The sequence below is a fragment of the Delftia sp. PE138 genome (genome assembly GCF_018320755.1).
GTDB classification, from domain to species: Bacteria; Pseudomonadota; Gammaproteobacteria; order Burkholderiales; family Burkholderiaceae_C; genus Comamonas; species Comamonas tsuruhatensis.
On record NZ_JABEPN010000004.1, the window covers coordinates 282,288 to 309,142 of the forward strand.

The 26,855-nt window shown below is 64.9% G+C and carries 23 protein-coding genes and 2 pseudogenes; 6 read left to right on the top strand and 19 right to left on the bottom strand.

The annotated features are described in order from the left end of the window. The first annotated feature begins 300 nt into the window (after positions 1 to 300). Complete coding sequence (locus tag HFGMBDPB_RS16280; RefSeq protein ID WP_046988226.1) at positions 301 to 2,064, top strand: DEAD/DEAH box helicase; 1,764 nt, start codon at positions 301 to 303, stop codon at positions 2,062 to 2,064. A 149-nt stretch (positions 2,065 to 2,213) separates the two neighbouring features. Here HFGMBDPB_RS16280 and HFGMBDPB_RS16285 read toward each other — a convergent pair whose 3' ends face one another. The 3 genes from HFGMBDPB_RS16285 to HFGMBDPB_RS16295 form a co-directional block, all read right to left on the bottom strand. Next, the gene (locus tag HFGMBDPB_RS16285; RefSeq protein ID WP_016454741.1) at positions 2,214 to 2,672 is read right to left on the bottom strand and encodes an SEL1-like repeat protein; all 459 of its coding nucleotides are present in this window, start codon (positions 2,670 to 2,672) and stop codon (positions 2,214 to 2,216) included. A 136-nt stretch (positions 2,673 to 2,808) separates the two neighbouring features. Beyond that, positions 2,809 to 4,257 (bottom strand): DUF1501 domain-containing protein, encoded by a 1,449-nt coding sequence (locus HFGMBDPB_RS16290; RefSeq protein ID WP_212645787.1) that lies wholly within the window; start codon positions 4,255 to 4,257, stop codon positions 2,809 to 2,811. Between the two features lie 43 nt (positions 4,258 to 4,300). Further along, positions 4,301 to 6,190 carry a DUF1800 domain-containing protein gene (locus HFGMBDPB_RS16295; protein ID WP_212645788.1) on the bottom strand — a complete coding sequence of 630 codons (1,890 nt, stop codon included), beginning with the start codon at positions 6,188 to 6,190 and terminating at the stop codon, positions 4,301 to 4,303. Positions 6,191 to 6,748: 558 nt separating this feature from the next. On the opposite strand from HFGMBDPB_RS16295, the gene HFGMBDPB_RS16300 reads away from it, so the two are divergent. Continuing rightward, positions 6,749 to 7,105, top strand: coding sequence for a hypothetical protein (locus tag HFGMBDPB_RS16300; protein WP_212645789.1), 357 nt, complete (start codon positions 6,749 to 6,751; stop codon positions 7,103 to 7,105). Between the two features lie 16 nt (positions 7,106 to 7,121). Beyond that, positions 7,122 to 8,018: pseudogene (locus tag HFGMBDPB_RS16305) on the top strand (autotransporter outer membrane beta-barrel domain-containing protein); the annotation flags it as partial. A gap of 128 nt (positions 8,019 to 8,146) precedes the next feature. Here the strand turns inward: HFGMBDPB_RS16305 and HFGMBDPB_RS29735 are convergent. Continuing rightward, a complete protein-coding gene (locus HFGMBDPB_RS29735) occupies positions 8,147 to 9,844 on the bottom strand; it encodes a P-loop NTPase fold protein (protein ID WP_249343469.1) in 1,698 nt (565 codons plus the stop codon). A 225-nt stretch (positions 9,845 to 10,069) separates the two neighbouring features. Continuing rightward, positions 10,070 to 10,717, bottom strand: a pseudogene (locus HFGMBDPB_RS16310) (integrase core domain-containing protein); the annotation flags it as partial. 161 nt (positions 10,718 to 10,878) lie between these two features. On the opposite strand from HFGMBDPB_RS16310, the gene HFGMBDPB_RS16315 reads away from it, so the two are divergent. Further along, entirely contained in the window at positions 10,879 to 11,256 is a 378-nt protein-coding gene (locus HFGMBDPB_RS16315) for a hypothetical protein (protein ID WP_212645790.1), read from the top strand. Between the two features lie 110 nt (positions 11,257 to 11,366). On the opposite strand, the gene HFGMBDPB_RS16320 is transcribed toward HFGMBDPB_RS16315, so the two are convergent. The 9 genes from HFGMBDPB_RS16320 to HFGMBDPB_RS16360 form a co-directional block, all read right to left on the bottom strand. Further along, complete coding sequence (locus tag HFGMBDPB_RS16320; protein WP_212645791.1) at positions 11,367 to 11,912, bottom strand: PepSY domain-containing protein; 546 nt, start codon at positions 11,910 to 11,912, stop codon at positions 11,367 to 11,369. 142 nt (positions 11,913 to 12,054) lie between these two features. After that, complete coding sequence (trpB, locus tag HFGMBDPB_RS16325; protein ID WP_016454748.1) at positions 12,055 to 13,266, bottom strand: tryptophan synthase subunit beta; 1,212 nt, start codon at positions 13,264 to 13,266, stop codon at positions 12,055 to 12,057. 449 nt (positions 13,267 to 13,715) lie between these two features. Continuing rightward, positions 13,716 to 14,612 carry a 3-hydroxyisobutyrate dehydrogenase gene (mmsB, locus tag HFGMBDPB_RS16330; protein WP_047219002.1) on the bottom strand — a complete coding sequence of 299 codons (897 nt, stop codon included), beginning with the start codon at positions 14,610 to 14,612 and terminating at the stop codon, positions 13,716 to 13,718. Between the two features lie 37 nt (positions 14,613 to 14,649). After that, positions 14,650 to 15,129, bottom strand: a complete 480-nt coding sequence (locus HFGMBDPB_RS16335) for a DUF488 domain-containing protein (protein WP_212645792.1) — start codon at positions 15,127 to 15,129, stop codon at positions 14,650 to 14,652. Positions 15,130 to 15,151: 22 nt separating this feature from the next. Beyond that, complete coding sequence (locus HFGMBDPB_RS16340; protein ID WP_212645793.1) at positions 15,152 to 15,616, bottom strand: TfoX/Sxy family protein; 465 nt, start codon at positions 15,614 to 15,616, stop codon at positions 15,152 to 15,154. A gap of 23 nt (positions 15,617 to 15,639) precedes the next feature. Beyond that, positions 15,640 to 16,806 (bottom strand): acyl-CoA dehydrogenase family protein, encoded by a 1,167-nt coding sequence (locus HFGMBDPB_RS16345; protein ID WP_016446004.1) that lies wholly within the window; start codon positions 16,804 to 16,806, stop codon positions 15,640 to 15,642. A gap of 82 nt (positions 16,807 to 16,888) precedes the next feature. Further along, positions 16,889 to 17,290: a lysozyme inhibitor LprI family protein gene (locus tag HFGMBDPB_RS16350; protein WP_212645794.1), complete on the bottom strand. Its 402-nt coding sequence runs from the start codon at positions 17,288 to 17,290 to the stop codon at positions 16,889 to 16,891. Positions 17,291 to 17,351: 61 nt separating this feature from the next. Further along, positions 17,352 to 18,875: a CoA-acylating methylmalonate-semialdehyde dehydrogenase gene (locus tag HFGMBDPB_RS16355; RefSeq protein WP_012205523.1), complete on the bottom strand. Its 1,524-nt coding sequence runs from the start codon at positions 18,873 to 18,875 to the stop codon at positions 17,352 to 17,354. 203 nt (positions 18,876 to 19,078) lie between these two features. Continuing rightward, the gene (locus HFGMBDPB_RS16360) at positions 19,079 to 19,618 is read right to left on the bottom strand and encodes a MarR family winged helix-turn-helix transcriptional regulator (protein ID WP_223275353.1); all 540 of its coding nucleotides are present in this window, start codon (positions 19,616 to 19,618) and stop codon (positions 19,079 to 19,081) included. Positions 19,619 to 19,740: 122 nt separating this feature from the next. Between HFGMBDPB_RS16360 and HFGMBDPB_RS16365 the strand changes: the two genes are divergently transcribed. After that, positions 19,741 to 20,721 (top strand): tripartite tricarboxylate transporter substrate binding protein, encoded by a 981-nt coding sequence (locus HFGMBDPB_RS16365; RefSeq protein WP_016446007.1) that lies wholly within the window; start codon positions 19,741 to 19,743, stop codon positions 20,719 to 20,721. Between the two features lie 50 nt (positions 20,722 to 20,771). Continuing rightward, positions 20,772 to 22,010, top strand: a complete 1,239-nt coding sequence (locus HFGMBDPB_RS16370) for a flavin-dependent oxidoreductase (protein ID WP_017404779.1) — start codon at positions 20,772 to 20,774, stop codon at positions 22,008 to 22,010. A gap of 14 nt (positions 22,011 to 22,024) precedes the next feature. Here HFGMBDPB_RS16370 and HFGMBDPB_RS16375 read toward each other — a convergent pair whose 3' ends face one another. From HFGMBDPB_RS16375 to HFGMBDPB_RS16395, 5 genes are all read right to left on the bottom strand, one after another. Next, the gene (locus HFGMBDPB_RS16375) at positions 22,025 to 23,062 is read right to left on the bottom strand and encodes a Bug family tripartite tricarboxylate transporter substrate binding protein (RefSeq protein ID WP_212645795.1); all 1,038 of its coding nucleotides are present in this window, start codon (positions 23,060 to 23,062) and stop codon (positions 22,025 to 22,027) included. A 116-nt stretch (positions 23,063 to 23,178) separates the two neighbouring features. Beyond that, positions 23,179 to 23,820 carry a maleylacetoacetate isomerase gene (gene maiA, locus HFGMBDPB_RS16380; RefSeq protein WP_203399403.1) on the bottom strand — a complete coding sequence of 214 codons (642 nt, stop codon included), beginning with the start codon at positions 23,818 to 23,820 and terminating at the stop codon, positions 23,179 to 23,181. A gap of 19 nt (positions 23,821 to 23,839) precedes the next feature. Continuing rightward, positions 23,840 to 24,547 carry a fumarylacetoacetate hydrolase family protein gene (locus tag HFGMBDPB_RS16385; RefSeq protein WP_212645796.1) on the bottom strand — a complete coding sequence of 236 codons (708 nt, stop codon included), beginning with the start codon at positions 24,545 to 24,547 and terminating at the stop codon, positions 23,840 to 23,842. A gap of 38 nt (positions 24,548 to 24,585) precedes the next feature. Then, positions 24,586 to 25,623, bottom strand: a complete 1,038-nt coding sequence (locus HFGMBDPB_RS16390) for a cupin domain-containing protein (protein WP_203399402.1) — start codon at positions 25,621 to 25,623, stop codon at positions 24,586 to 24,588. A 16-nt stretch (positions 25,624 to 25,639) separates the two neighbouring features. Next, positions 25,640 to 26,848 (bottom strand): 3-hydroxybenzoate 6-monooxygenase, encoded by a 1,209-nt coding sequence (locus HFGMBDPB_RS16395; protein WP_212645797.1) that lies wholly within the window; start codon positions 26,846 to 26,848, stop codon positions 25,640 to 25,642. Positions 26,849 to 26,855: the final 7 nt, after the last annotated feature.

Consider the following 26,855-nt stretch of genomic DNA (forward strand, 5'->3'; position numbering starts at 1 on the left):
CAAAGCGGTAGTCGTCGAGTGCGTAGATGGCAGGCATACGTCCGAGCCAAGCACTTTCACAATCAAATCCTCCTCTGCTTGGTCATTTCAGAAGCGCCTTCAAATTCCATCCTGGTTTCCGCGTGAGTCGAGGAAATTCAACAGAGAGCCGTTCAGAATTCAATTCCGGATTTTCGATGGCTTGGGATTGGCCAGTCATCGAATTCCTGAAGAGATAGTGCGTGCGGTATCCTCAGCCGCTCTGTAGAGGAGAAGAAAGTGGCGGTACTGATTCCTGCGATGGGCGCGTGCGTTGGGCGCATGACGCCTGGCGAGCGACGGCTGGCCGAGCGGTTGGAGCAAAAGCTCGAAGACGATTACATGCTTTGGTATGACGTGCCCATTGGCCCCAAGCAGACGCATCCTGACTTTGTCGTCATTCATCCACGCAGGGGCGTTTTGATTCTTGAGACCAAGGATTGGCGGCTCGAGACGGTTCAAGAGGCGACCAAACAGGCCTGGACGCTCATCGTGGATGGAAGACCCAAGGTCGTCATCAATCCGGCAGCCCAGGCGCGACACTGCGCCATTCAAGTGGTCAATGCGCTGGAGCGGGATCAGCAACTCATTCACGGCGAAGGCCCTCATCAGGGAAAGCTGGCATTTCCCTGGGGCAGCGGCGTGGTGTTCACCAACATCACGCGCAAGCAGTTTGAGGAATCTGCACTGGACCAGACGATTGATGCGCATCTGGTCATCTGCAAGGACGAGATGCTGGAATCCGTTGATGCGGAGGCTTTTCAGCAGCGCCTGTGGAACATGTTCCCCCACGCTTTCGGCAAAGCCATGTCGGTGCCGCAGCTCGAGCGCACGCGGTGGATCATGTTCCCGCAGGTGCGTGTTCCGGTGCAAGGCAGCCTTCTGCCGGAAGACGCGGACGAGCTGCCGGACATCATGCGCGTCATGGACTTGCAGCAGGAGCAACTTGCGCGCAGCCTGGGCGATGGGCATCGCGTGATCCACGGAGTTGCCGGCTCAGGCAAGACCATGATTCTTGGCTATCGTGCGGAACACCTGGCCAAGACCGCTTCGACCAAGCCCATCCTCGTGCTCTGCTACAACGAGCCCTTGGCCGTGAAGCTCAATGCCTGGTTCGCGGCCAAGGGCCTGGCCGATCGGGTGCATGCCCGCAACTTCCACAAATGGTGCCGCCAGCAGTTGGTGGCCTATGGCCAGACGCTACCCGCTCAGGGCCCGGGCATGTTTGATCAGATGGTGGAGTTTGTGATTCGCGGCGTGGACCGGCAACAGATTCCGTCCGGGCAATACCAGGCCGTGATGGTCGACGAGGGGCACGACTTTCAGCCTGAATGGCTCAAGCTCGTCACCCAGATGGTCGACCCTGAGACCAACAGCCTGTTGATCCTGTACGACAGCGCCCAGAACATCTATGGCAAGAGCAAGGCGCGTGGCTTCAGCTTCAAAAGCGTGGGAATCCAGGCCTCTGGGCGCACGACCATTCTCAAGATCAACTACCGCAACACCAGGCAGATTCTGCAAATCGCCAACCGCGTCGCCGCCGAGTTCCTGCAACCCAATGCCCAGGATGATGACGGTGTGCCGCTGGTGCAACCCATCAGCTGCGGCCGCGAAGGGCAGGAGCCGCTGATCGTGCGCCTGCCGAGCTTGCGGGACGAGCCCGCCAAGATCGCCGAGCTGCTGGCTGCGGCGCATCAGGAAGGCCACGCCTGGGGTGACATGGCCATCCTGTGCCGTGATCACGACTCCATGAACCAGTGCGCCATGGCACTTGGCCGCCGAAAACTGCCGCATCGCGTGCGTCATCGGTCAGGTGACTTCGATCCACTGGCCGACACCATCAAAGTGATGACAATGCACGCCAGCAAGGGATTGGAGTTCCCAGTCGTGGCCGTTGCAGGAGTGGGGCAGATGCCGCGCGAAGGCGAAGATGCGGCGGACGAGGCCAAACTGTTCTATGTGGCTGCGACGCGGGCGACACAAAAACTGGTATTGACTGTGGCGGGTGAAGGGGCGTTTGCGAAGGCGCTGGTGAATGCTGGGTGAGGGCGAGGTGAATACGGGTTGAGGGCAGGGCGAGGAGGGGCACAAGTCCGTGGTGCGGTGGTCAGGGCTCCAGGCGTGGTACCAGTGGCGTTGCACCCGCAGCGCATTCTTGAGGATGGCGCTGCGATCCGAAAAGGATGTTGTGCCTATCACCCTTCCCACTCGGATGTGCACGCCATCTTGCCACTCGGCGCATTGCGCAGGCGGTTCAGGAAATCCAGCTGGCTTTTGGCCGTTTGATTCCCTTTTGCCACGGCTTGCCGCAGCCAGTGCACTGCTTCGCAGCGATCCGCTTTCACCGCGGTGCCATACAGGGTTGGACCTGCCAGAAGAATCCATGCCAGTGTTTCCTGGGCTTGTGGCTCGCCATCCCGGGCCGCCTGGCGCAGCAACGCGAGCATGGAAGCGTAGTCACCCGCAGTCTGGGCCTCCAGGGCCAGTTGAAACCGCTGCTCGGAAGTGGTGGCCATGTCCAACGGCAGCGGTGCCGCCTGCGCCAGCGCGCCGGACAGGGCCGCTGCGATGAACAAGCCATGCCGTGCATGCCGGGCCAGCGTGGCAATTGGGGTGGCAATTGGTGTGGCAATTGGGCGGAATTCGAATCGCATTTTTGTCTCCACTTGAATTGAGTGGCCCCATCGTCTTCGCAATCCCGATCCCTGAAAATTCGGAATTGTCAAAGGCGCCCTCAGGGCCACCCAGAGGCTGACTCGAATCGGCCGTGCAGGCCCGGCGCGCACGGCTTCAGCCCATGAACCCCAGATCGATGGGATACGCCGAGCCGCCGAAGTTGCCGATGTGCGGCAGCACCCCCGCCAGCTCGGTATTCGCCACGCCGAACCAGCGCGCCAGGGTGGCGGCGTACTGGTCCACGGCAGTGCTGGGCAACAGGCGCCCCTGGCCGACATGCCACTGGTCCTCGCTGCCGCTGCCGTTTCCCACGCTGATGGGCGGCGGCGCGCCATAGAAGGACGCGCCACGCACCGCGCCGCCCACCACGAAGTGGTGGCTGCCCCAGCCATGGTCCGAGCCGTCGCCGTTGGACGTCAGCGTGCGGCCGAAGTCCGACGCGGTGAAGGCCGTGACCTTGTCGGCCACGCCGAGTTCGGCCGTGGCGTTGTAGAAGGCCGTCATGGCGCTGCTCACCTTGTCGAGCAGCTGCGGCTGGTTGGCGATCAGGTTGTCGTGCAGGTCGAACCCGCCCAGCGAGACGAAGAACACCTGCCGGCGCGTGCCCAGCGCGTTGCGTCCGGCGATGAGCCGGGCCACCACCTTGAGCTGGTCGGCCAGCGGGTTGTTGGCAGGGAAGGCGGTGGACAGGCTGGCGCTGGAGAGGGCTGAAGAGATCTGCCCCTCGGCACTGATGGAGCGCTGCGTGACGCGGGCGTACTCGGCCTCCATCGCGTGGCTGCCGGCCGTCTGCACCAGCTCGCTCAACAGGCCGCGCACGGCGGTCGATCCATAGACGCTGGTGCCCTTGACGGCGTTGATGGGCACGGCGCCGCCCGGGCTGATCTGGTACTGCAGCGCCTGGTCGCCCGAGAGAAACACGGCGTTGCCCGTGGCCGAGATACAGGTGAAGAGCGACGTGGCGTTGGACGACAGCGCCAGGTCGCCCAGGTTGCCGCCCCAGCCCAGGGTGGAGCCTTCTGCGCCCTGCGACTGCCACACCGACTGCTGGTCGTTGTGCGAGAAAAGCTTGGGCGGCAGCGGGTAGCTGCGCCGGTCGCCGGTGGCATATTGGGCCCGCGTGAGCGGCACCAGCAGCGGGCCGACGTTCAGTTGCACCGCAGCGCGGCCCGCGTTGAAGAGGCCGGCCAGGCCCGTCATGGATGGGTGCAGCGCGTACTGCATGCCACCGGCCAGCGCCGTGCGGGGCTGCAGCAGTGTATTGCCCAGCGCGGCGCGGGCCAGGGCAATGCCACCGGCCGTGCCATCGCTATTGCCGCCGCGGATGGCGGAGTACTGCCCGTAGCGGGTGCTGTCGTAGGGCACGACGGTGTTGGCGTAGTCGCAGCCGCCATAGAGGAAGACGCAGACCAGCGCCTTGTAGTCGTTCGCCTCGAAAGCGGCGGCCTCGCCCAGCGCGGCAAGATTCAGGGCGAAGGGCAGGGCGGTACCGGCGGCGGCCAGTTGCGTGCTGCGGCGCAGGAATGCGCGGCGCGTGTGGCGGGCGGGGTCGATGAAATTCATGGAGATGTCGCTTTGCTTTGCAGACGTTCGGTCACTTGTTCGGTCACTTCTGCACCAGATATTCGGGGCTGGCCATCACCAGCAGCACGGCGGCTGCCACGCGGTTGAGCTGGGTGGCGGTGTTGCTGGTGGCCGTCACCGGCGTGGCATTGAGCGCTGCCACGATGCGCGCCTGCGTGGCGGCCGATACCTGCCCTGCCGACAGCAGCAGCGCCACCTTGCGCACCAGCGCGGCGGCGTCGCCCACAAGGGGCAGCAGGTTGGCATAGCTGCAGGTGATATCGAAGCCGTTGGCCGCGCTGCTGCCGCCCTGGGGCAGGTCTGGCGCGTTCACGTAGTAGCCGAAGCGGATCACGTTCTGCATGAAGTTCAGGTAGCCACTCACGCTGGTCTCGGTGACGATCTGGAACTCCGGCGCCACCTGGCCCGTCGTGGCCAGGGGCGTGGAGGGCGGCACGTAGCCCGGGCGGAAGAAGTTGAACACCGAGCCCGAGCGCAGCGGGCTCTGGCCCAGGCGGGTGGCCGGGTCGCTCAGGTTGTCGATCTTCCAGGTGCCGCGTGCCGACCGCAGCCCGAAGGTGCGGCCCCACTGCACGAAGCGCACCATGGGCTCGCGCAGGCGGCCGTACTGGGGGCTGGCAAGCCCTGCCGCGCCGCGCGCCTCCGGGTCCAGCAGCACGGTGGCAATCACGGCGCGCAGGTCGCCACGCGTGCCGCTGCCGTTGTCGGCGAAGGCGGCGGCCACGCGCCCCACATAGGCGGGGCTGGGGTTGCTGGTGACCAGGCGCTGGATCAGCTGGCGCCCGATGAAGGGCCCCACGTTGGGGTGGTTGAACAGCGTATCCAGCGCCGCCTTCAGCGCCGCTGGCCCCGACGTGCCCGCAGCCACGGTGGTGCCCAGGAAAGTGGCGGCCAGCGTGGAATGGCGCGCGGCGTTGAAGGCCATGGGCAGCAGCGCCTGCTGCAGCCCCGTCACCGTGCTGCCGCTCAGGTTGGTGGGCTGGTTCTTGCTGGTGTCGTAGTCGTAGCCGGTGAAGACGCGCGCCAGGTTGCTCACATCGGCTGCCGAATAGGTGTCGATGCGGTTGCCGCTGCCGTCGCGCTGCTCGGTGCCGTCGGGGTTGAGGCGGTAGAGGCCGATGGTGAACAGCTGCATCACCTCGCGGGCGTAGTTCTCGTCGGGCTGGCGGCCGCTGCGGGCGTCTTCCTTCTGGTTGCCGCGCGTGCTCAGGTAGATGCCCATGGCCGGGCTGAGCGTAACGGCCTCCAGCAGCGTGCGGAAGTTGCCGAAGGCATGCTGGTTCAGCAGATCCCAGTAGCCGGAGGCCAGGAAGATGCTCCAGGGCTGCTCCAGCCCCGTGGTGGAGACCACCATGATCTCCGACAGCGCCAATGCCACACGCTTGCGCACGGCGTCGCGCTCCGTGAAAAGCTGGCTCCAGAGCATGAAGTCGGAGGGATACGAGACGTTGTCGTAGCGCGTGCCGGCCTCTGCCACGCCGTAGCCGCGCTGCATCAGCCAGGCCGTGCCCGTGGTGTCCACGGGCAGCGCGAACTGCTCGGCCAGCCAGGGGCCGTAGCCCTTGGCGCGCAGCGCTGCGATCTCCTCGTCGGTGGCCGAGAACTGCGCCTGCAGCAGAAAACGCGCGGCTTCGTCATCGCTGGCGGGGGTGGCCGTGGTGCCCGTACCGGTTTCGCCACCAGGGCCGGCGCCCGTGCCGCCAGTGCCGGTGCCGGGGGCTGAATCGCCCCCACCGCCCCCGCAGGCCACCAGCAGCGCGGCCGCAAGGGAGGAGGCCAGGGCGGGAGGAATCAGGGAGCTCTTCGGTTCGTGGCCGAGGTGGCCGGGCTCTGCGCAGGCAGGCAAGGAATCCGCGGGCGCGCGGTCGGGCGGCTGCAGCGTGGAGGCTGCAGCCTGTGGTGTGGGGTGCATTGTGGGCTTTCAGGCAGAGGCCGGGGCGTGGCAACGAACTGCCTCGCTCTTCGGCGCGTGGCGCAGAGTGTTCCAAGGATTTCGGAGGTGCGCAGCCACCTTGCAGCCCAAAAGCGTGTCAAGACGTTATACGGCGCAGGGGCGTCAGGGGGCTGTATGCAGGGTTGACGCTGTGGAGCCTGGGCAAAGCCCGATGTGGGCCGCTCGCCTGCCGGTGTTCTGAGGGATGCGCAGCGTTGTGCGGGTGCAACCATGCGGGCGGATTGTCATAGGGCTTTCTCCTGCTGCAGGCTGAAGAATGCTGCTTGACGTCTTGGGGCCGTACACCTGAGTGCGTTGCATCTGCACGGTGCCGCGTTGCCGAGCGGTATCTGTCGCCTGGTGTTCACATGAAGGCTCCTGAACGCTGCACGCAGGCTCAGACGCACCAGGGATGCCAAGGCCAGGCAATCTTCTGATTGTCAGTGTGTGTATGGTGAAGTCATTCGCGCACGTTACCTAAGGCTCAGGTGTTGCACTTCATATTTGAGACCGCCGTAAATCAACTGTGCAAAGACAATGACGAGAATATTCTTTATTTTGGTGGGGATCATGATTTCTGGCACCACGTCTGCTGGTGAGAAAAATTCACCACCAATCCAAGATTTGCAAGAAATAAAGAGATCTGCAGATGAATTTTTGATGAAAGAAAAAAGGCAGAAGGGAACACAGTTAACTGCTGTTCGAATCAATCCAAAAATAATAGTAGAACAGTGCGTCGTTCCACTTGAATCAGGTTGGGCATCCTCAGATAGTGGAGTTGTAGGCAAAAGAGTGCATGTTGTCTGCGAATCGACATTGCACGAAAAAAAGGGTTGGCGTGTTCTGGTGCCAGTTGCTGCGTCAGCCAAAAAAAGAATTAGAGTGAAATTCTAGGCATCAGGAATACCTGCTGTCCAGTGCCCTACCCAACGGGACAGCCAATTACAGGGCGGAAACCACCCTGTACAGCGCTGCCCCAGGCCAAGCGTTGCGCTATGAACGGACGCTGCTGGGCAGCCTGCATCAGCGGCGCGGGGCCCACGCAGACCTGGTGCTCGACAGCGAGCACAGCAGTTGGGCACGTACCTTGGTTCAGCGTGAGCAGTCGACGGCCAACGGTCAGCGCTCGACGCTCAGCGCGGCGCAGTTCGGCGTGGACTTCCTGGCCATCGCGCAGGGGGCGCACAGCACACGCCTGGCTGGGTACGCGGCGTACGGTACGAGCCATGGCGTGGCCGCACACATCGACCCGCAACAGCGCCGCGCACCTGCCGGCGGCAATCGCCTCAATGCCTACAGCCTAGGACTGACTGGCACATGGCGCGATGGCCAGGGAGGCTACCTTGACGCGGTGCTGCAAGCCACCCACTTCCAGTTGGCCAGCCGCTCCCGCGCTGGTATGCGTTTTAACACCCGTGGCTATGGCCTAGCCGCATCCCTGGAGGCCGGACAACGCTTGCAACTCGCCGAACATCTGGATTGGCAACCACAAGCGCAACTGATCCACCAGCGCCTGGCCCTGGGCCAGGGGGCGGACGATGCCGGGCGCGTGCGGTTCGCGCCGAGCCAATCCACCCAGTTGCGCCTGGGGGGCCGCCTGAACCACAGCCTGCGCGCGCACAGCGCGGTTCCGGCCACGGCGTGGCTGGGCGTGCAACGCCAGTTGGGTAGCCCCGGCGCCACCGACTTCGCCACGCCGACCGAGGGCGCCGTGCGCTTCGCCAGCGAACGCCCGCGTGGCACATGGCGCGCGGAAGTCGGGGTGGAGGGCCGAGTCCACCCGAACCTGCTGCTCAATGGCGGCCTTGCGGCCGAGCAGAGTCTCGGGGGGGCCAAGTTGGCGGAGCCTTTCAGGGCAAGTGGGGGTGACGTGGCGGTTTTAGAGCGACGACGCGTTGCGGCCAATGATTCGCCCTTTGGCGCCACGAATCACAATCAAATGTCGGGACTTCTAAGATGCTCGCCAAAATGCAATTGCAGCAATTCTACCCGCCGAGGTGAGGTGTTTTCATCGATAATCCGCCGCGCGGCCTTAATAAAGGTGGCAACTCCAGCGGAGAATATGCCCTTGGTTTCGGCCCTCGGTAGCGGATTGGTGATCTCCCTATTATAAAAATATACGAAGGAGGAAAACCCTTCACGGCCGGTCTCATTGATGGCCCTAACCATGTCGTTCTCACTCACCCCATTGATCACCTGTTCATCACTGGGGTTCCAGCCGCCGCTGGATACATGCATAACCGCCTCAAGCAGGGTGGGCGGCAAGGAAAGCCGCTGATTGCCGTCAATGAGCGTTTCTCTAACAATCGGATGCATGTTATCTACCGGATACAGGCTACTCAGCCAAAGCTGAGGCTTCCCACGTCTGCGGTACGCCCATTGATTCGCTATTTCAGAGGCCAAGTCAGGAGCACCGCGTTTTTCCAAGTCAATGGCTATTGCGCTGATTTTATCAGGGGACAGTTGCCACCATTGATCTTTGTAGTATGAAGCGCGCCCAATGAAATCTCGATCACTCATGTCTGGATCGAGATAGCTATCTTCAATATATTTGACAGCGGCGGCCTCAGCGGCACTTGCGGCTGCTTTCCTTTGACGCGCTTTGAATAACAAGTCAAATTCATCTTGCAACCGATGGCCAGTCAATAGGTGCTTGACCACCAAGTTCAGAAAATCGATATCACGAGTTAACTTTGCATGCAGTGCGAACGCGGCGGCAGCGGTTGGGCTTTTGGATTTTTCCCCGGCATAGTTGCCTTGCATGCACCACGCGGTCCATTCGGCAACCAGCAAATCCAGGTTGGGACCGCCAGGCACGGCGTTAAAATTAAGCGCTGTCAGCAATACGATAGCGGGCAACAATTCTTCTTCAACCACCCCGTGAAGTTCTGTTTTACCCTCCAATATGCTGCTGACCACCCGGTCAATCCGCTGAACCACGCGAATGTTAGTGACCGCATGCTTGATCAGGGCGCCACGAATTGCTAGGCGCAACGGCACATTTTGACTCAGACCCATGTCAGCCGCTTCACCAGCCGTAGTGAGCAGGGCAATCTCGCGATCCAAGCATTTCTCTTTCAGCGTGCGCCAATCATCGAGGTGGCTTTTCTTAATTGGCTCCTCATTCAGGATGATCAATATCTTGCAATTATTGCGTTTCAATAGATCAATAAACCCGAGCAGTGCCTCGACAGGCAGGCCGTCACTACGTCGCTCAATATCGTCCAAGACAATCAAGCGATCATGCAAGACGTTGTCGATCAGCGTCGCCTGCACCAGGCCACTGACACTGCCCATAAGCGTCGCCAGACCTTCGCCGCCCGGCAGCCACTTTGCCGCCAATTTTTCCGTTACATCGATGGCGGTTCCGGCATAGCGCTTTAGACCGGACAATGCCTCACTTTTTTTACCCAGAGAACTCTGAAACAGCGTGGACTTTATTTGCTCAACCGATTCCGCGCCAAAGCAGGAGGCGTACAAATGAATATTTTCATTCTTTGCGGGAAACTGTGATTTCACTTCCTCCCAAAGATGGGTTTTTCCGGTACCCCAAAGCCCCTTCAACGCAATGACGCGCACCTGATCATCGTGCAGGTAGTGCAGCAAGCTTTCTTTGGTAGTTTCTCTACTCATAGGGGTAATCCATTTCCTTTAAGTGACAAAAATAACGGGCATGGCGCGCCTGTACTGGCCGATATATTTACGACCTAAGTAGGTTGAAAATTGTTTGCCGGGCAAACTCATTGCAGCGCCAACGCCTATTTGACCACAGTCCAAAGCACGCTCCGCGTGTACGACGCTGTTGGTGTGTTGAGTGGCCGGATTGTTCAGTCCCACAGTGAGATGGTGCGGATGAAGTCAAAAGCGGCTTGGATCTTTTTCCCATGCCTAGCAAATCGCCCGGAATGGTGCCTTCCACCTGAGCGCCTTCAAGTGTTTGCCGAAGTTGTAGCTTTGTATGAAGGCCTGGACATGCTCCCGTAGCTGCTCCAGTCCCTCGTACTCGTAGGCCTTGATCGTGGATTCCTTGATGGTCCGGTTCATGCGCTCGACCATGCCGTTCGTCCAGGGGTGATATGGCTTGGTGTGCCTTTTATCGACACCGTTGAACTTGCAGATGCGTTCAAAGATGTGACCGATGCATGTGTCGGTGACGCAGCCTCTGAAGCGTTCTTGTCCCGTAAAGGCCATGCCGTTGTCCGTCAGAACGGTATGTATGCGGTACGGGAAGGCCACAAGCACCTGCCGAAGGAACTGTGCTGCATTGGCTATCGCGGCCCTGTCAAAGAACGCGACATGCGCGAATTTTGTGACGCGATCTATGGCGACAAACATGTGCTGTCTGCCACTGGAGATCTTCATTTCAGCGCTGTCGATGTGCACGAAGCCCAGCGTCGTTTCTTCAAAATTTCCGTGCCTTCGTGGCAGGTGCGTTACGGGTTGTCGGCTGATTCCGTGACGCTGCAGGCATCGATACATCTTGCATAGCTTGAAGGCAGACCGAAGGCTTGGCCTCTTATCAGCTTCTGTCTTCTCTGCCTCTTTACAAAATTCCAACTACAGGTGGCAGACAGAGACTTGGTAAAGCCGGAAGCTTTGCTGTCTGGTTCTCCCGCTTCCACTGCGTGCAGTTGCTCTGGGACCGGGACCCTTTCGACAGGACTCCAATGCCCCAGCCCAGCCCCGCCACCACACCCCCACCCAAACTCGAAGACCTCGCCATAGACGCCGTCCTGCACATGGGCGCCGCGCTGGATGTGCTGGACCTGCACGCTCGCCACAAGGTCACGGCCATCAATTGCGTGTGCCGCGATCTGCTGCGCATCTACTACGTGAAGGCCGATGAGGCGCAGTCGCTGGAGCCGGAAGACAGGGAACTGGTGGGACTGCTGCACGACACGGCGGTGAACCTGGGCTATGCCATTGAGGTGGTGGAGCATCTCAATGGCGATGAGGCCGACGACCCCATTCTTTATGCCGTGAGCTATCTGCTCAGGGCGGCGAAGCGGTTTGCGGATGAGGGGGTGTCGGTGGCGTTGGCCTGAAGAGCGCAACAGGCGTGGATGGCCTGCGGGCATGGCGGGAACGACGCAAAAAATGGGCGAAAAAAAAGCGCGCCCCATGCTGAAGCGCGCTGTCGGGTTGGGGTCGAGACTCAGTCCTTCTTGGCCCGGATGACTTCGCCGCCCACGGCGTCGATCTTGACTTCCATGAGCGTGCCGTTGGCCTGCAGCACTTCTACCTGGTAGCTGGTCTGGCCCCAGTGGGAGTCCAGTTCCGCGCTGACGGGCGTGCCCGGGGTGTGGCGGGTGGCAGCCTGGATGGCTTGCTCTATGGTGGACTTGGCCTTTTCCAGGCGCTGGCGGTCCTTGCGCTTGGCGGCGCCGTCGTTCTTGTGCTGGGCGGCCTGGCCGGTGATGGCGTTGACCCAGACTTCCACGCTGTCGCCGGCCGGGGTGATGACTTCGATTTCGTAGCGCGGGCCCATGCCGTCGCCGTCGTCCAGCTGGGCTTCGATGGCCTTGCCGGGCACGGCCTGGGTGGCGCGGGTGATGGCCTGCTCCAGCGGGATCTTGGCCTGGCTGGTGATGGTCTGCCATTCGGCCACCGATTTGGCTGCGGCGGGCAGGGCGACGGTGGCGCAGGTCAGGGCCAGGGCGATGGAGAGGGCGGCGGTGCGTGCGAACGGGGCAGGCTTCATGGGTGTGGCTCCTTCCAGGAATGGGGTTGGGCAAGACAACGGTCGGGGCCATTGTCTCCACCGTCCCGGAGAGCGGTTGTCGGAGAGGGCGCCCTTTGCCCCCTCCGGCGTGCTGCGGTTTGATCCAGCACAACCTCTGCGTTCAGAGGCCCAGCACTTTGGCCACGTAGTCGGCGTCCTTGTCGCCCCGGCCCGAGAGGTTGATGAGGATGTGCTGGTCCTTGGGCAGGCCGGGCGCCACGCGCATGGCCCAGGCCACGGCGTGGGCGCTTTCCAGCGCGGGGATGATGCCTTCCACGCGCGACAGCTGCATGAAGGCGTCCAGGCATTCCTTGTCGGTGACGGATTCGTACTGCACGCGGCCCAGGTCCTTGAGGTAGCTGTGCTGCGGGCCCACGCCCGGATAGTCCAGGCCCGAGGCAATGCTGTGCACGGCAGCCGGCGTGCCGTCTGCGTTTTCCAGCACGTAGCACTTCATGCCGTGGATTTCGCCGGGCTTGCCCATGCTGAGGGTGGCTGCGTGGCGGCCGGGCTTGTCCGTGCCTTCGCCCGAGGGCTCCACGCCGACGAGCTTGACCGAGGCATCGCCCAGGAAGGCCGTGAAGATGCCCATGGCGTTGGAGCCGCCGCCCACGCAGGCGGCCACATGGTCGGGCAGCTTGCCGTGTTTGGCCTGGAATTGCTCGCGCGCCTCGCGGCCGATGATGCTCTGGAAGTCGCGCACCATCATCGGGAACGGGTGGGGGCCGACTACGGAGCCGATGGCGTAGATGTAGTCGGTGGGGTTGGTGAGGTATTCCTCGAAGGCGCTGTCCACGGCCTCCTTGAGGGTGGCCGCGCCGCGCGTGACGGGCACGAGCTTGCAGCCCAGGATGCGCATCTTGGTGACGTTGGGATGTTCCTTCTCGATGTCCACCTGGCCCATGTGGATCTCGCAGGGAATGCCCACCAGCGCGCAGGCCGTGGCCAGGGCCACGCCGTGCTGGCCGGCGCCGGTTTCTGCGATGACCTTCTTCTTGCCCATGAACTTGGCCAGCAGGGCCTCGCCCAGGCAGTGGTTGATCTTGTGGGCGCCGGTGTGGTTGAGGTCTTCGCGCTTGAGGTGGATCTGTGCGCCGCCGAGCTGCTCCGACAGGCGCCGCGCGTGGAAGATGGGGCTGGGGCGGCCCACGTAGTCGGCGAAGAGCTGGGCCAGTTCCTGCTGGAAGTCTTGGCGTTTGGTGATTTCGGCGTAGGCGGTGTTGATGTCGTCCATGGCCTGCTTGAGGTGGGGCGGGACCAACTGGCCGCCGTAGGGGCCGAAGTAGCCTTCCTCGGTGGGCATGGGGGCGAAGTTGGGGGGTGTAGTGGTCATGGTTGCTGGCGGGTGTTCTGTGGAATGGCGGATGTTGGCGGTGGCAGCTTACGTAGGGCTGCCATGGGTCTGAAGAGAGAAAACCCCGGTCGGGGTTTCTTGTTTTTGACCCTGCCGGGTGGTTGTTTTTTGAGGCCGGGTTTCGGCCCGGCGGCCGACCTACCTTTCTTTGATTCGTCACCGGTACGCCGGCCGAAGAAACGTAGGCCAAAGAAAGACGACCCGAATGCCCGCGACCCCTGCGCTGCGCTGCGGAGCAACCTGCGTCGGGCCGCCTGCGGGGTTCGCCGCAGAACTCACTGCGCGCTGCGCGCTCCGTTCAGACAACTGCGGCGAGTCAGTTGACGAAGCAGTCCTGTCCTGCGGCAGGACTGCAACCCCGCAGACGGCCCGACGCAGGCGCGGGCATACGGGATTGGGGGCGGGGAGATGGGGCGGGGCCGGGGGCGTCAGCCGTTCTTTTGCAGGGAGCGGATGACGCTGGAGAAGTCCAGGGCGCCGTTGCCTGCGATGGAGTGCATGGCGTACATGGCACGCGCCATGCCGCCCAGCGGCGTGGAGGCCTTGACTGCCATGGCGTTTTCCTGGGCCAGGCCCAGGTCCTTGAGCATGAGGTCGGTGCCGAAGCCGCCTGCGTAGTTCTTGGAGGCGGGGGCGTTTTCGTGGACGCCGGGGAAGGGGTTGTATTTTTCCAGGGCCCAGTTGCCGCCCGAGCTGCGGCGCATGATTTCGCTGAGGACCTTGGGGTCCAGGCCGTTGGCCACGCCCAGGGCGATGGCTTCGCTGGTGCCGATCATGAGGATGCCCAGCAGCATGTTGTTGCAGATCTTGGCGGTCTGGCCCGCGCCCACGGCGCCGGCGTGGAAGATGTTGGCGCCCATTTTTTCGAGCAGGGGGCGGGCGCGCTCCAGGTCGGCGTCGCTGCCGCCCACCATGAAGGTGAGGGTGCCAGCAATGGCGCCGCCCGTGCCGCCGGAGACGGGTGCGTCGATGAAGGCGATGCCTGCGGCCTGTGCGGCCTTGGCGACCTTTTGGCTGGTGGCGGCGGCGATGGTGGAGCTGTCGATGATGAGGGCGCCCTTGGCAATGCGCTGCAGCAGGCCGGCCGCGCCGTCACGGCCGAGGAAGAGGCCTTCCACATGCTGGCTGGCGGGCAGCATGGAGACCACGGCTTCTGCGCCCTGCACGGCGTCCTCGGCGCTGGCGGCAATGCTCACGCCCTCTGCAGCGACCTTGGCGCAGGCGTCTTTGGAGAGGTCGAAGGCCTTGACCGTGTGGCCGGCCTTGTGCAGGTTGATGGCCATGGGGCCGCCCATGTTGCCGAGTCCGATGAATGCGATCTGCATGTGCTTGTCTCCTGTGTTGTGAAGCTTGTGGTGTGTCTCAGTGGACCGTGTCGTCGGTGTAGTTTTCGCCGGGGTCCATGTCGCCGGTGTCCTTGTCACCGTTCGCAATGTCGGCGCCGCGTTCCTTGAGCAGGGAGCGCAGGATGCCGCGATGGCAGCGCGCCTCCTGCTCGCAGTAGCAGCCGATGGCGAAGGCGCTGTGCTGCGAGAGGGCGGCCAGCAGGTCCAGGGTGCGGCTGGCGGCGGGTTCGGCCATTTCCTTGCGGAATTTGCGCACGAATTGCTGCCAGAGCTTGTCGGCCTCGGCCTGCTGGCCTTGGTCCTGCAGCCGGTGCGATTCGAGCGCGGTGTGCATGGTGTCGGGCTGGGGCGAGAGTTCGGGGTACCAGACGTCGTAGTAGTCGCGGCTGGCGAATTCGGCCTTGGGCACGCCGCGCGGCGGGCGGCGCACGGTGCCTATGCGCAGGCCTTCATCGGCGTGGCGGGGGGTGCCTAGCTGGACGATGCGGATGGGCATGGGGCTCTCCTGCAAAGGGGGCTTACTCGTCGCCGAAGATGGGGTGCTTGCGTGTGCGGCGCCCGGCCGGGGCGGGGGGCGCCGGCGGTGTCTTTGCTTCGGCGGGCGCGGGTTCGCTGGCCTGGGCCTTGCGCTTTTTCGGGGGCGTGGCCTTGGCGTGGGGGTTGAAGGCCAGGGCCTGGGCAATCCAGTGCTGCCACTGCTGGCGCGTGGCGTAGGCGGCGGGGCCGATGAAGAAGTAGCCGTCCATCTGGCCCTTGGATGAGAGCGGGCGCAGGCCCGGCGTCTCGGCCACGGCCGCGTGCTGCGAGGGCGGCAGCCGCACCAGCAGTTCGTCGTCTTCCACGCCCAGGCACAGCTTGCCGTTGACCATGAAGACATGGCAGCCGAACATGCGCTTTTCCTGCACGTCGTCGCAGCCGGCCAGGGCTTCGCGCACGGCGTCTATGAGGTGCAGCGTGGTGTCGGAGAGCGGGCGGGCGGGCATGGCGCGGGCTGGATGTGGATGAATCAGCGGATCATGTCCGGCGCATCGCCTTCCAGCATGCGCCGCGCGATGATGACGCGCATGATTTCGTTCGTGCCTTCGAGGATCTGGTGCACGCGGGCATCGCGCATGAGGCGCTCCAGCGGGTATTCGCGGATGTAGCCGTATCCACCGTGCAGTTGCAGGGCTTCGTTGCAGACCATGAAGCCGGCATCGGTGGCAAAGCGCTTGGCCATGGCGCAGTAGGTGGAGGCGTCGCGCGCGCCGGCATCGAGCTTGGAGGCGGCCAGGCGCACCATCTGGCGCGCGGCCACGAGTTCGGTGGCCATGTCGGCCAGCTTGAACTGCAGGGCCTGGAAGCTGGCAATCGGCTTGCCGAACTGCTTGCGCTCGTGCATGTACTGCTGGGCCTGGGTGAGCGCGCCCTGGGCGGCGCCCACGGAGCAGGTGGCGATGTTGATGCGCCCGCCGTCCAGGCCCTTCATGGCGATCTTGAAGCCTTCGCCCTCGCGGCCCAGCAGGTTCTGGGCGGGAATGCGCACGTTGTCGAAGCTGATGACGCGCGTGGGCTGGCTGTTCCAGCCCATTTTTTCTTCCTTCTTGCCGTAGCTGATGCCGGGCAGGTCGGCGGGCACGGCAAAGGCGGAGATGCCGCTGGCGCCCGAGCCTGCGTCGCCCGTTCTGGCCATCAGCACCAGCATGTCGGTGCTGCCCGCGCCGCTGATGAAGGCCTTGGCGCCGTTGATGATGTATTCATGGCCCGCCAGTTCGGCCCGGGTCTTGAGCGAGCCGGCGTCCGAGCCCGCGCCGGGCTCGGTCAGGCAGTAGCTGGCCAGCTTGCGGCCGCTGGTCAGGGCCTCGCCCCATTCGGCGCGCACGGCGTCGGTGGCCCAGGTGCCCAGCATCCAGGTGGCCATGTTGTGGATGGTGATGAAGGCGGTGGTGGAGGGATCGACGGCGGCCAGTTCCTCGAAGACCATGGTGGCGTCCAGGCGCGGCAGCTGCAGGCCGCCTGCGTTCTCGGGCGCGTACAGGCCGCAAAAGCCCAGTTCGCCCGCCTTGGCGATGGCCTCGCGCGGGAAGATGGATTCACGGTCCCAGTGCGCGGCATGGGGCGCGAGTTCGGCCTGGGCAAAGGCGCGGGCCGATTCGGCAAAGGCGCGCTGGTCGTCGTTGAGTTCGAAGTCCATGGCTGGCTTGTCTCCTGCGTTGGGCTCTGGGGCCCTTGTTGTTCTGGGGGGGCTGTCGGTGGCTGTGGGGGGCGTGCGGCGGTCAGTGCTGCAGCCAGCGCTCCAGCGCCTGCATGCGCTCCTGTGTCGCGGCCGTGAGGCATTCGTGGTACAGGCGCGGGCCTTCGGGCTGGGTTTCGCTGTCGCGCGTGGCGGCCTTGCAGCGCGCCGTGCGGCCCTTGATCCAGCCGTTCTGGTCATGGCGCAGGCCCGTGCGCTTGCCCTGGGGCAGCTGCTGCATGACGTCCAGGTAGCGGATGTTGAGCGCGGTGTCGGCCTCCTGGAAGGCCTGGACCGCGCAGGCATTGCGGCTGGCGGCGGCGGTGGAGGCCGGGTCGCAGGCTGCACCGGCCTGCGCGTGTAGGGTCAGGGGCAGGGCGGCCAGGGTGGTCAGCAAGGCGGCACCCAGGCCCCGGGAGAGGGGGGCAGTCATTGGAAAACCCATGCCGCCATCATCCCAGAGCCGGGGCCTGCCCCGGATCAATCCAGGCCCGCCGACCGGTGCATCAGCGCAGGCTGATGGTGGTGTTCACGCCCTGGCTGGTGGTGCTGTCGTCGAACCAGCGCGCCGTGACGGTCTTGGTCTGCGTATAGAACAGCACGACCTGCTTGCCGTAGGGGCCCAGGTCGCCCAGCTTGGAGGCGCGGCTGCCCGTGAAGGAGAACAGCGGAACCGGCACGGGAATCGGCACGTTGATGCCGACCTGGCCCACGTCGATGTCTTCCTGGAACTTGCGCGCCGCGGCGCCCGACTGCGTGAAGATGGCCGTGCCGTTGCCGTTGGGGTTGGCGTTGATGAACTCGATGGCCTCGTCCAGGCTGTCGGCAGCCGCCAGGCAGAGCACGGGGCCGAAGATTTCCTGGTCATACACGCTCATGCCGGGCTTGACGCCGCTGAACACGGTGGGTCCGACGAAGTTGCCCTTGTCGTAGCCGGCCACCTGGGGCTTGCGGCCGTCCAGTTCCAGCTTGGCGCCGTCGGCCAGGCCGCGTTCGATCAGGCTTTCCACACGCGACAGCGCCGCGCAGGACACCAGCGGGCCCACGTCGGTGCCGGGCTCGGTGCCGCCGCTGACCTTGAGGGTCTTGGACTTTTCCACCAGCTCGGGAATCCACTTCTGCGCATCGCCCACCAGCACGGCCACCGACAGCGCCATGCAGCGCTGGCCTGCCGCGCCGAAAGCTGCGCCCAGCAGGGCGTTGAGCGTTTGCTCCTTGTTGGCGTCAGGCATGACGATGGCGTGGTTCTTGGCGCCCATCATGCATTGCACGCGCTTGCCGGCCAGGCTGGCACGGTTGTAGACATGGGTGCCGACCTTGGTGGAGCCCACGAAGCTGATGGCCTTGATATCGGGGTGGTCGCAGATGGCGTTGACCACGTCCTCGCCGCCGTGCACCACGTTCAGCACGCCGGGCGGAATGCCGGCTTCCAGCGCCAGCTCGCACAGGCGCATGGTGACCATGGGGTCCTGCTCGGAGGGCTTGAGCACGAAGGTGTTGCCCGTGGCAATGGCCATGGGGAACATCCACAGCGGAATCATGGCCGGGAAGTTGAAGGGGGTGATGCCCGCGCACACGCCCAGCGGCTGCAGCACGGAATAGGTGTCCACGCCGTTGGCCACGTTGTTGGCCAGCTCGCCCAGCTGCAGCGAGCCGATGTTGGCCGCATGCTCCACCACTTCCAGGCCGCGGAAGACGTCGCCCTCCGCGTCAGGCAGGGTCTTGCCCTGTTCGGCGGTCAGCAGCGCGGCCAGCTCCTTCATGTTCTCGCGGATCAGCTGCTGCAGCTTCAGAAAGATGCGGGCGCGCTGGCCGATGGGCGTCTTGCGCCAGGTCTTGAAGGCTTCCTTGGCGTTGGCGACGGCGGCGTTGACCTCGTCGGGCGTGGCAAAGGGCACGCGGGCCAGTACTTCCTGCGTGGCCGGGTTGACCACATCGCGCCATTGGGTGCTTTGGGATTCGACCAGCTTGCCGTTGATCAGCAGCTTGACCGTGGGCGCCAAAACCTTGGCGGACGTGGATGCATTCATGGCTTGTCTCCTGTTGCGGTGGTGTCGGCCCGGCATGCCGTGCGCCGGGCGTTCATCGCATGGTAGCTGTGCGGTTTTTCGCAAGCAATGGAGATGTTTGCAGTATGCATGTGCGTTTTTGCACATCGGCATGCCAACTCGGCCACGCCAAAAAAACATGGCCTGCGGTGTTCGCAGGCCATGCGGGTTCAGGGCTTGAAGGCTCAGTCCGTACCGGTGGCCGGCAGGCGGTCGTCTGCAGCGGGACTGGAGTGGTGTACGGCGCGGGCGGCGGGCTTGTGCAGCGGCTCCAGCTTCACGCGGGCGCTGGCGCCCAGGCCGGACTCCAGCTTGGTCAGCAGGCGCAAAAGCTCCTGCAGTTCCTCGTCTTCCAGCGGAGAGACCAGGCGGTGATAGGCCTGGTCCACCAGCGGCACGCTGGCGGCCAGCAGGGCCCGGCCCTTTTCGGTGAGCGTGAGCTGGTGCTGGCGGCGGTCACGCGTGCTCAGCGCGCGGTGCACGTACTCGCGCTCTTCCAGCCCGCGCACCAGGCGCAGCGTGGTCACCTTGTCGAAGCCCATGGCGCGCGCCAGGGAGCTTTGGTCGGAGCCGGGGGATGCGTCGATCAGCACCAGGGCGCCGTACTGGGGCGGCGTCAGTCCCAGGGGGCGGCATTGCTCTTCAAAAATGCCGACCGAAATCTGGTGGGCGCGCCGCAGCAAAAAGCCAGGGCGCTGATATAGCGGCAGTGGTGCAGGCGTCATCGTGTCCATATGCGTCTAGTATTCTTGCAGAGATGTCCAGTATTCATTCGATTTCCACCAATTGTGCCCATTCTGGTGCATGATTACCATGCGTTTGCATGCTAACTACAAAAGAGGTCTACATGCGAAATTTTGTTGGCAGACGGCAATTTTTGAAGACAAGCGGATTGGGAGTATTGGGTTTACCCGTAGCAGGCGCCATCGCCAGCACCGAGAGTGTGCCTCTGAAATTGATTGTGCCTTTCACTCCGGGGACTGGAATCGACACGATTGCGCGAACGATCGGGCCTTTGCTGGCCAAGCGCCAGGGCCGGCCCGTGGTGGTGGAGAACAAGCCGGGCGCCTCTGGAAATATCGGAACCGAGGCCGTTGTGCGCTCGCCCGCCAATGGCCAGACGCTTTTGGTGACAGTGAATACCCTGGTGATGAACGCATCGCTGTATCCCAAATTGCCATTCAATCCGCTGACGGACCTCGAGCCTGTAACGCTGACCAGCTGGGGACAGCTGATTTTGGTGACGCCCACGGCCTCCGCCTATCAGACGGCGGCCGATCTGGTGAAGGCTGCCAAGGCCTCGCCGGGCCGCATCAATTACGCATCGCCGGGAGTGGGCACTCCGCACCATATGGCGATGGAGCTTTTCAAGAGCACGGCGGGCGTATCGATCACGCACATCCCTTATCGCGGAACAGGCCCGGCGCTGACGGACCTGCTGGGCGGCCAGGTGGAATGCATGTTCCTGCCCATTCATGTGGCATTGACGCATGTGAAGGCCGGCAAGCTGCGCGCGCTGGGCATTGGCAGCCAGCGGCGCCACCCGCTGCTGCCCGATGTGCCCACGCTCAAGGAGGCCAAGGCGGGCGATGTGAACGTGGATATGTGGTACGGCGTGTTTGCGCCGGCCGGCATGCCGGCGGACCAGGTCGATGCCCTCAATCGCGAGATCCGCGCGATTTTGGCGTCGGAGGAAGTCCGGCATGCCTTTGCGCCCCAGGGCATGGATCCGGCCGGCAGCACGCCGGCCGAGTTCAAGGCCCTGGTGCAAAAGGACGCCCGGCGCTGGGCCGATCTGGTCAAGGCGCGGGGGATTACCGCCGAGTAGGCGGGGCGGGCGCCAACAGCGCCCCTGGAGAAAGCATGGAGAGTCAGCGGATGAAAGTAGCGATCGTGGGGGGCGGCATCGGAGGCCTGTGCCTGGCATTGGCCCTGCATCAAAGAGGCATTGCCTGCGAAGTCTTCGAGGCCGTGCCCGAGGTCCGCGAGATCGGCGCGGGCATTACCCTGCTGCCGCATGCCATGCGCGAACTCAGCGACCTGGGCCTGCAGCCGCAGCTGGAGGCGCTGGCGATCGAGAACCTGGAGAGCGTGTTCTTCAACCGCTACGGCCAGTTCGTCTACCGCGAGCCGCGCGGCCGCCATGCCGGCTATGAGCTACCCGAGCTGGGCATCCACCGTGGCCGCCTGCACCGCGTTCTCTTCGAGGCCGCCGTGCAGCGCCTGGGCCCGGGTGCCGTGCACACGGGCCACCGCTGCGTGCGCGTGGACCAGTCGGCCCATGGCGCCACCGTGCATTTCGCGCCGGATGCCCAGGGCCATGTGCCGCCGTCGGCCACGGCCGACATCGTCGTGGCCTGCGATGGCGTCAACTCCGCCGTGCGGCGCCAGTTCTATCCGCAGGAGGAGCTGGCCTTTGGCGGCATCAACACCTGGCGCGGCGTCTCGCGCTTCAAGCCCATCCTCACGGGCAAGAGCTATCTGCGCATCGGCTCGGTCGATACCGGCAAGATGGTGATCTATCCCATCGAGGACAACGTCGATGGCCAGGGCATGCAGCGCATCAACTGGGTGGCCGAGATCCGCGACCCGCAGATGCGCATGAACGACTGGAACCGCGCAGGCCGCATGGAGGATGTGCTGGAGATTTTTGGCGGCTGGAGCTTCGACTGGCTGGATGTGCCGGCCCTGATCCGCTCGGCCGAGACCATCTTCGAGTACCCCATGGTGGACAAGGACCCCGTGGACCAGTGGAGCTTCGGCCGCGTGACCCTGCTGGGCGATGCGGCCCATCCCATGTATCCGCGCGGCTCCAACGGCTCGGCCCAGGCCATGCGCGATGCGCGCGTGCTGGCCGACCTGCTGGCCGCCGACCCGCAAGGCGACCCGCTGGCGCTGCTGGCCGCCTACGAGGCCAGCCGCCTGCCCGCCACCAGCCAGGTGGTGCTGACCAACCGCTCCACGCCGCCCGACTTCATCATCATGAAGGCGGACGAACTCAGCGGCGGCCAGCCCTTCGGCCATATCGACGAGCTGATCAGCCAGGACGAGCTGCGCGCCATTGCCCGCCATTACGAGCAGGTGGCGGGGTTTGCGAATCCGCAGTCGCAGGGCTGAGGCAGGCGGCGGTCTCAATCCAGGCTGATATTCGCCTTCTGGATCAGCAGCTTGTACTGGTCCGCCTTGGTCCTGGCGAATTTCTCCATTTCCGGCACCTCCCAGGTGATGGGCTGGAAGGCGAAGGTGGCGAATTTCTCGCGCACCTGCGGGTCCTGCAGCACGGCGACCACGTCGGCGTGGATCTTGTCGCGCAGGGTGGCGTCCACGCCCTTGGGCGCCAGCAGGGAGACGAAGGAGTTCACGATCAGTTCGGCGGGGCCGCCCGATTCGGCCACGGTGGGCACGTCGGGCATCTGGGCGATGCGCTGGGGCGCGGCCACGGCCAGGTAGCGGATCTTGCCGGATTTGTAGATGCCCTGGCTGGAGGGGAGGCTGGCAAAGCTCCAGGCCGGATCGCCATTGGCCACCGAGGTGTAGAGCTGGCTGACCTCGCGGTAGGGCACATGGGTCATCTTGCTGCCGGTCAGGAAGTCCAGCCATTCGCCGCCCAGGTGGCCGGGGCTGCCCACGCCCCAGGAGCCGTAGCTGACCTTGCCGGGCTCGGACTTGGCCGCCTTGATCAGGTCGCCCATGCTCTTCCAGGGCGAGTTCGTGGGCACGGCGACGAAGAAGGGCGTGAGGAACAGCGGCGCCACGGGGTCGAAGTGCTGCAGCGGATGGAAGTTGCGCTGCTTGTAGAGGTAGGGCAGGGCGGAGATGTGTTCGCTGTCGAGCTGCAGCAGGGTGTAGCCGTCGGGCTTGGCGCGGCGTGCGGCTTCGATGGCGACAAAGCCGCCGCCGCCTGGGCGGTTGTCCACGGTCACGCCCTGCTTCCAGCGCGCGGAAAGCTTTTCTCCCACGATGCGCAGCACGGCGTCAGGGCCGCTGCCCACGGCAAAGGCCGTGATCACGGTGACGGGGCGCGTGGGAAAGCTGGCGGCGCTGCTGGAGCCTGCCTGTGCCCAGGCGCAATGCAGCGGGGCGATGGAGGCCAGCAGCAGGGCTGCGCCTGCAAGGGCCTTGCGGCGGGAGGGGGCGGTGCCGAGGCGGCTGGATGGGGATGCTTTCACAGTCTGTCTCCTGTTGGATCTGCTTTTTTCACTGCTTGCAATGCCCCGGTCCTTCTGGCGAGGACTCGGGGCGGGTTAGGGCTGCCGGCAAAGGTGCGGCGGGGTTCAGGCGAAGTTCAGCCGGCGTCAGGCTGGGCCAGGGGCGCAGCCTGTGCAAAGGCGGGCAGGGCCGCGCAGGCCCTGTCCACTGCGCTGATCAGCGGCCAGCGGTCCAGGTCCACGCCAAAGCGGCGTGCGCTTTCGACCTGGGGAACCAGGTAGACATCGGCCAGCGTGGGTGCGTGGCCGAAGCAGAAGTCGCCGCGCCGCGTGTCGCGGGCCAGCAGGGCCTCGATGGCGTCGAAGCCGTCGGCAATCCAGGTGGCGCACCAGGCATTGATGGCGGCTTCGTCCGCACCGAACTGGCGGCGCAGGGTCTGCAGGATGCGGCGGTTGTTGATGGGATGCACGTCGCAGCCCACGATGGCGGCCAGCGCGCGCACCTGGGCGCGGTCCTCGGGGTCGGCGGGCAGCAGCGGCGGCTCGGGGTGGCGCTCTTCCAGCCATTCGATGATGGCCGGCGACTGGATCAGCGTGCGGCCATCGTCCAGCGTCAGCGCCGGCACCAGGCCCTGCGGGTTGACCTGCTTGAACGGCGCCTGGGCCTGCTCGTCCACGCGCAGGTCCACGGGGAAGTAGTCAGCGCGCAGGCCCTTGAGGTTGAGCGCGATGCGCAGGCGGTGCGAGGTGCCGCTGCGGAAAAAGCTGTAGAGCTTCATGGTGGTGGTCTCCCCGGTCTTATTCAGGCTGGCCCACGGTGAGCGCGATCTCGCCCACGCCCTGCACATGGCCGGTGATGCGGTCGCCCGGCAGCACGGCACCCACGCCTTCGGGCGTGCCCGTGTAGATGAGGTCGCCGGGCTGCAGGTGATAGAACAGCGAGAGGTCGGCAATGATTTCGCGGATGTTCCAGATCAGCTTGTCCACGTCGGACTGCTGCCTGGTCTCGCCATTGACGGCCAGTGCAATGGCGCCGGATTCGATCACCTGGCCCGGCATGGGCACGATCTCGCTGGCTACCGAGGACTGCTCCACATCCTTGCCCAGGTCCCAGGGCCGGCCCTTGTCGCGCGCCAACAGCTGCAGGTCGCGGCGCGTCATGTCCAGGCCGCAGGCGTAGCCGTAGATGTGTTCATGCGCCTGGTCCGCCGCAATGCGAAAACCCGCCTTGCCGATGGCCACCACCAGTTCCATCTCGAAGTGGTAGTTGTTCGTCTCGGGCGGGTAGGCCACGGTGGCACCCGATTCGGTCAGGGTGGACGGCGCCTTGGTGAAGTAGAAGGGGCGCTCCACGCTTTTGTCCACGGGGCGGCCCATCTCGACGGCATGGGCGTGGTAGTTGCGGCCCACGAAGAACAGGCGGTTCACGGGCAGGCGATGCGTGCTGCCGCGCACGGGCAGGGATTGGACGGGGGGCGGGGTCCAGAGGTATTGGGGGGCGGTCATGGTATTGGCGAGGGGGGAGTAAAGAGACATCGGAGGATTCAAGGCCGGACCTCGTAGAGGCCCAGCTTTCGGTGCAAAGGCGCCTCGTCGGCCAGGAAGAGGAAGGAGGGCTCGCTGGCGCTGGTATTGGCCAGCGTGGCCGGCGCCCAGCCGGGCACGCAGCAGGTGTCGGCCGGGGCCAGGTCGAAGTGGCGGTCCACGGCGGCCACGCTGGCGCCGCCCTCGATGACATGGAACACGCAGGCCGGCGAGCGCGCGGGCAGCTGCAGCGTCTGGCCCGGGCGCAGCATCAGCGCGTAAAAGCCCAGGATGTTTTCGCAGTCGGCCCCGGTCTCGGGGTTGGTGTAGGCCAGCTGCACGCAGTCCAGATCGGGCCGGTCGGCGGCCAGCTCCAGCAGCGCGGCGCGGGCATCCTTCCATGGGTAGCGCAGCATGGGGTAGGCCTTGGCGCTGCGGGCGAACACCTGCGTGGGTGCCAGGCCGCCGCGCGCATACGACCGGTCGCCACGGCCGGGCAGGGCGGGCTGGCGCGGGCCGTCCACGTGGTAGGTGACTTCCAGGTAGTAGGCCAGGGGCAGGTCCAGCACATCGAGCCAGACCACGGGCTCGTCGCCGTCATGGCCATGCTCGTGCCACAGGCCCGTGGGCGTGAGGATCAGGTCGCCGCGCTCCATGGGGCATTTCTCGCCGTCGACCAGGCTCCAGGCGCCCTGGCCTTCCACCACCATGCGCACGGCATTGGGCGTGTGGCGGTGCGAGGGCGCCCACTCGCCGGGCAGCAGCAGCTGCATGCCCAGGTAGATGGAGGAGCTGGCCTGCATCTTCTCCAGCCCATGGCCGGGATTGGCCAGCACCAGCACGCGGCGCTCGGCCTTTTCGATGGGCGTCAGCTCGCCGGCCTGCATCAGCAGCGGACGGATGGCCTGGTAGGGCCAGGCAATCGGCTGGGTGCGTGGGCGCGGCGTGTGCGGCGGCATCACGTTGCGCAGGCTGGGCCACAGCGGCACCAGGTTGTTGCGCGTGAGTTCGTCGCGGTAGTCCTGGGGCAGGTCTTCCAGGCGGCCAAGTTCTTGCATGGCGGTCTCCTTGTGTTCAGTCTTCGGCGAGGCAGGTTTCGGCCTTCCAGCCGTACAGCCATTCCATGGCGTCGTAGAAACGCTGGGGCGTGCGGCCCTTCCAGAGGTCGTTGCGCACCAGGCGCTCCACGCCGCTGGCGTGGAAGATGCGGCCCATCTCGCGCGCGGACAGCACCACGCGCGCCGTGCGGGCGATGCGCGAGCGCTCGTACAGCCGCAGCGCCTGCGGCCAGTCGTTGCCGCAGCGCTTGAGCGCCTGGCCCAGCGTCACCGCGTCTTCCAGCGCCATGCAGGCGCCCTGGGCGATGTACTGCAGGGTAGGGTGGGCCGCATCGCCCAGCAGCGTGGCGCGGCCGAAGCTCCACTGGCCAATGGGCTCGCGGTCGGCCGTGGCCCAGCGCTTCCAGCTTTTGGGCAGGTCTATGAGCTGGCGGGCGCGCGGGCAGCAGTCGCTGTAGTAGCTTTGCACCTCTTGGCGGCTGCCTTCGCGCACGCCCCATTCCTCCTGCTCGCGGCTGTGGAAGGTGACGACCACGTTGTACTGCTCGCCGCCACGCAGCGGGTAGTGCACCAGGTGGTAGTTGGGGCCGACCCAGATGCTGGCCGCGTTCCAGCGCAGGTCTTCGGGGAAGTCGTTCTTCTCCACCACGGCGCGGTACACCACGTGGCCGGAGACACGCGCCGCATCGCCCACGTACTGCTGGCGCACCACGGACTTCACGCCATCGGCGCCGATCAGGGCCTGGCCCACATGGACCTGGCCGTGCTGGTCGCGCACGGTGACGGTGTCACCCTCCTGCTGCACGGCTTCGATGCGCGTGCCCGTCAGCGTCTCGATTTGGCCGTGGGTGCGCGCGCCTTCGAGCAGCGAGGTGTGGATGTCGGCGCGGTGGATCACCGCATACGGGTTGCCGAAGCGGGCACGAAACGCCTCGCCCGTGGGAATGCGGCCGACCAGCCGCTCATCGAGCGCGTCGTGCATCACCATCTCGTCGGTATAGACCGCGCGGCCACGGGCCAGCTCGCCAATGCCCAGCGCGTCGAAGGCCGCGAATGCGTTGGGCCCCAGTTGTATGCCGGCGCCGATCTCGCCCAGCTGCGGCGCCTGCTCCAGCACCTTGACGGCGAATCCCTGGCGCGCCAGGGCCAGCGCGGCCGCCACGCCGCCAATGCCGCCGCCTGCCACAAGAACGGGCAGCGCCCGGGAAGAAATGCTGGTGTTCATGGATGTC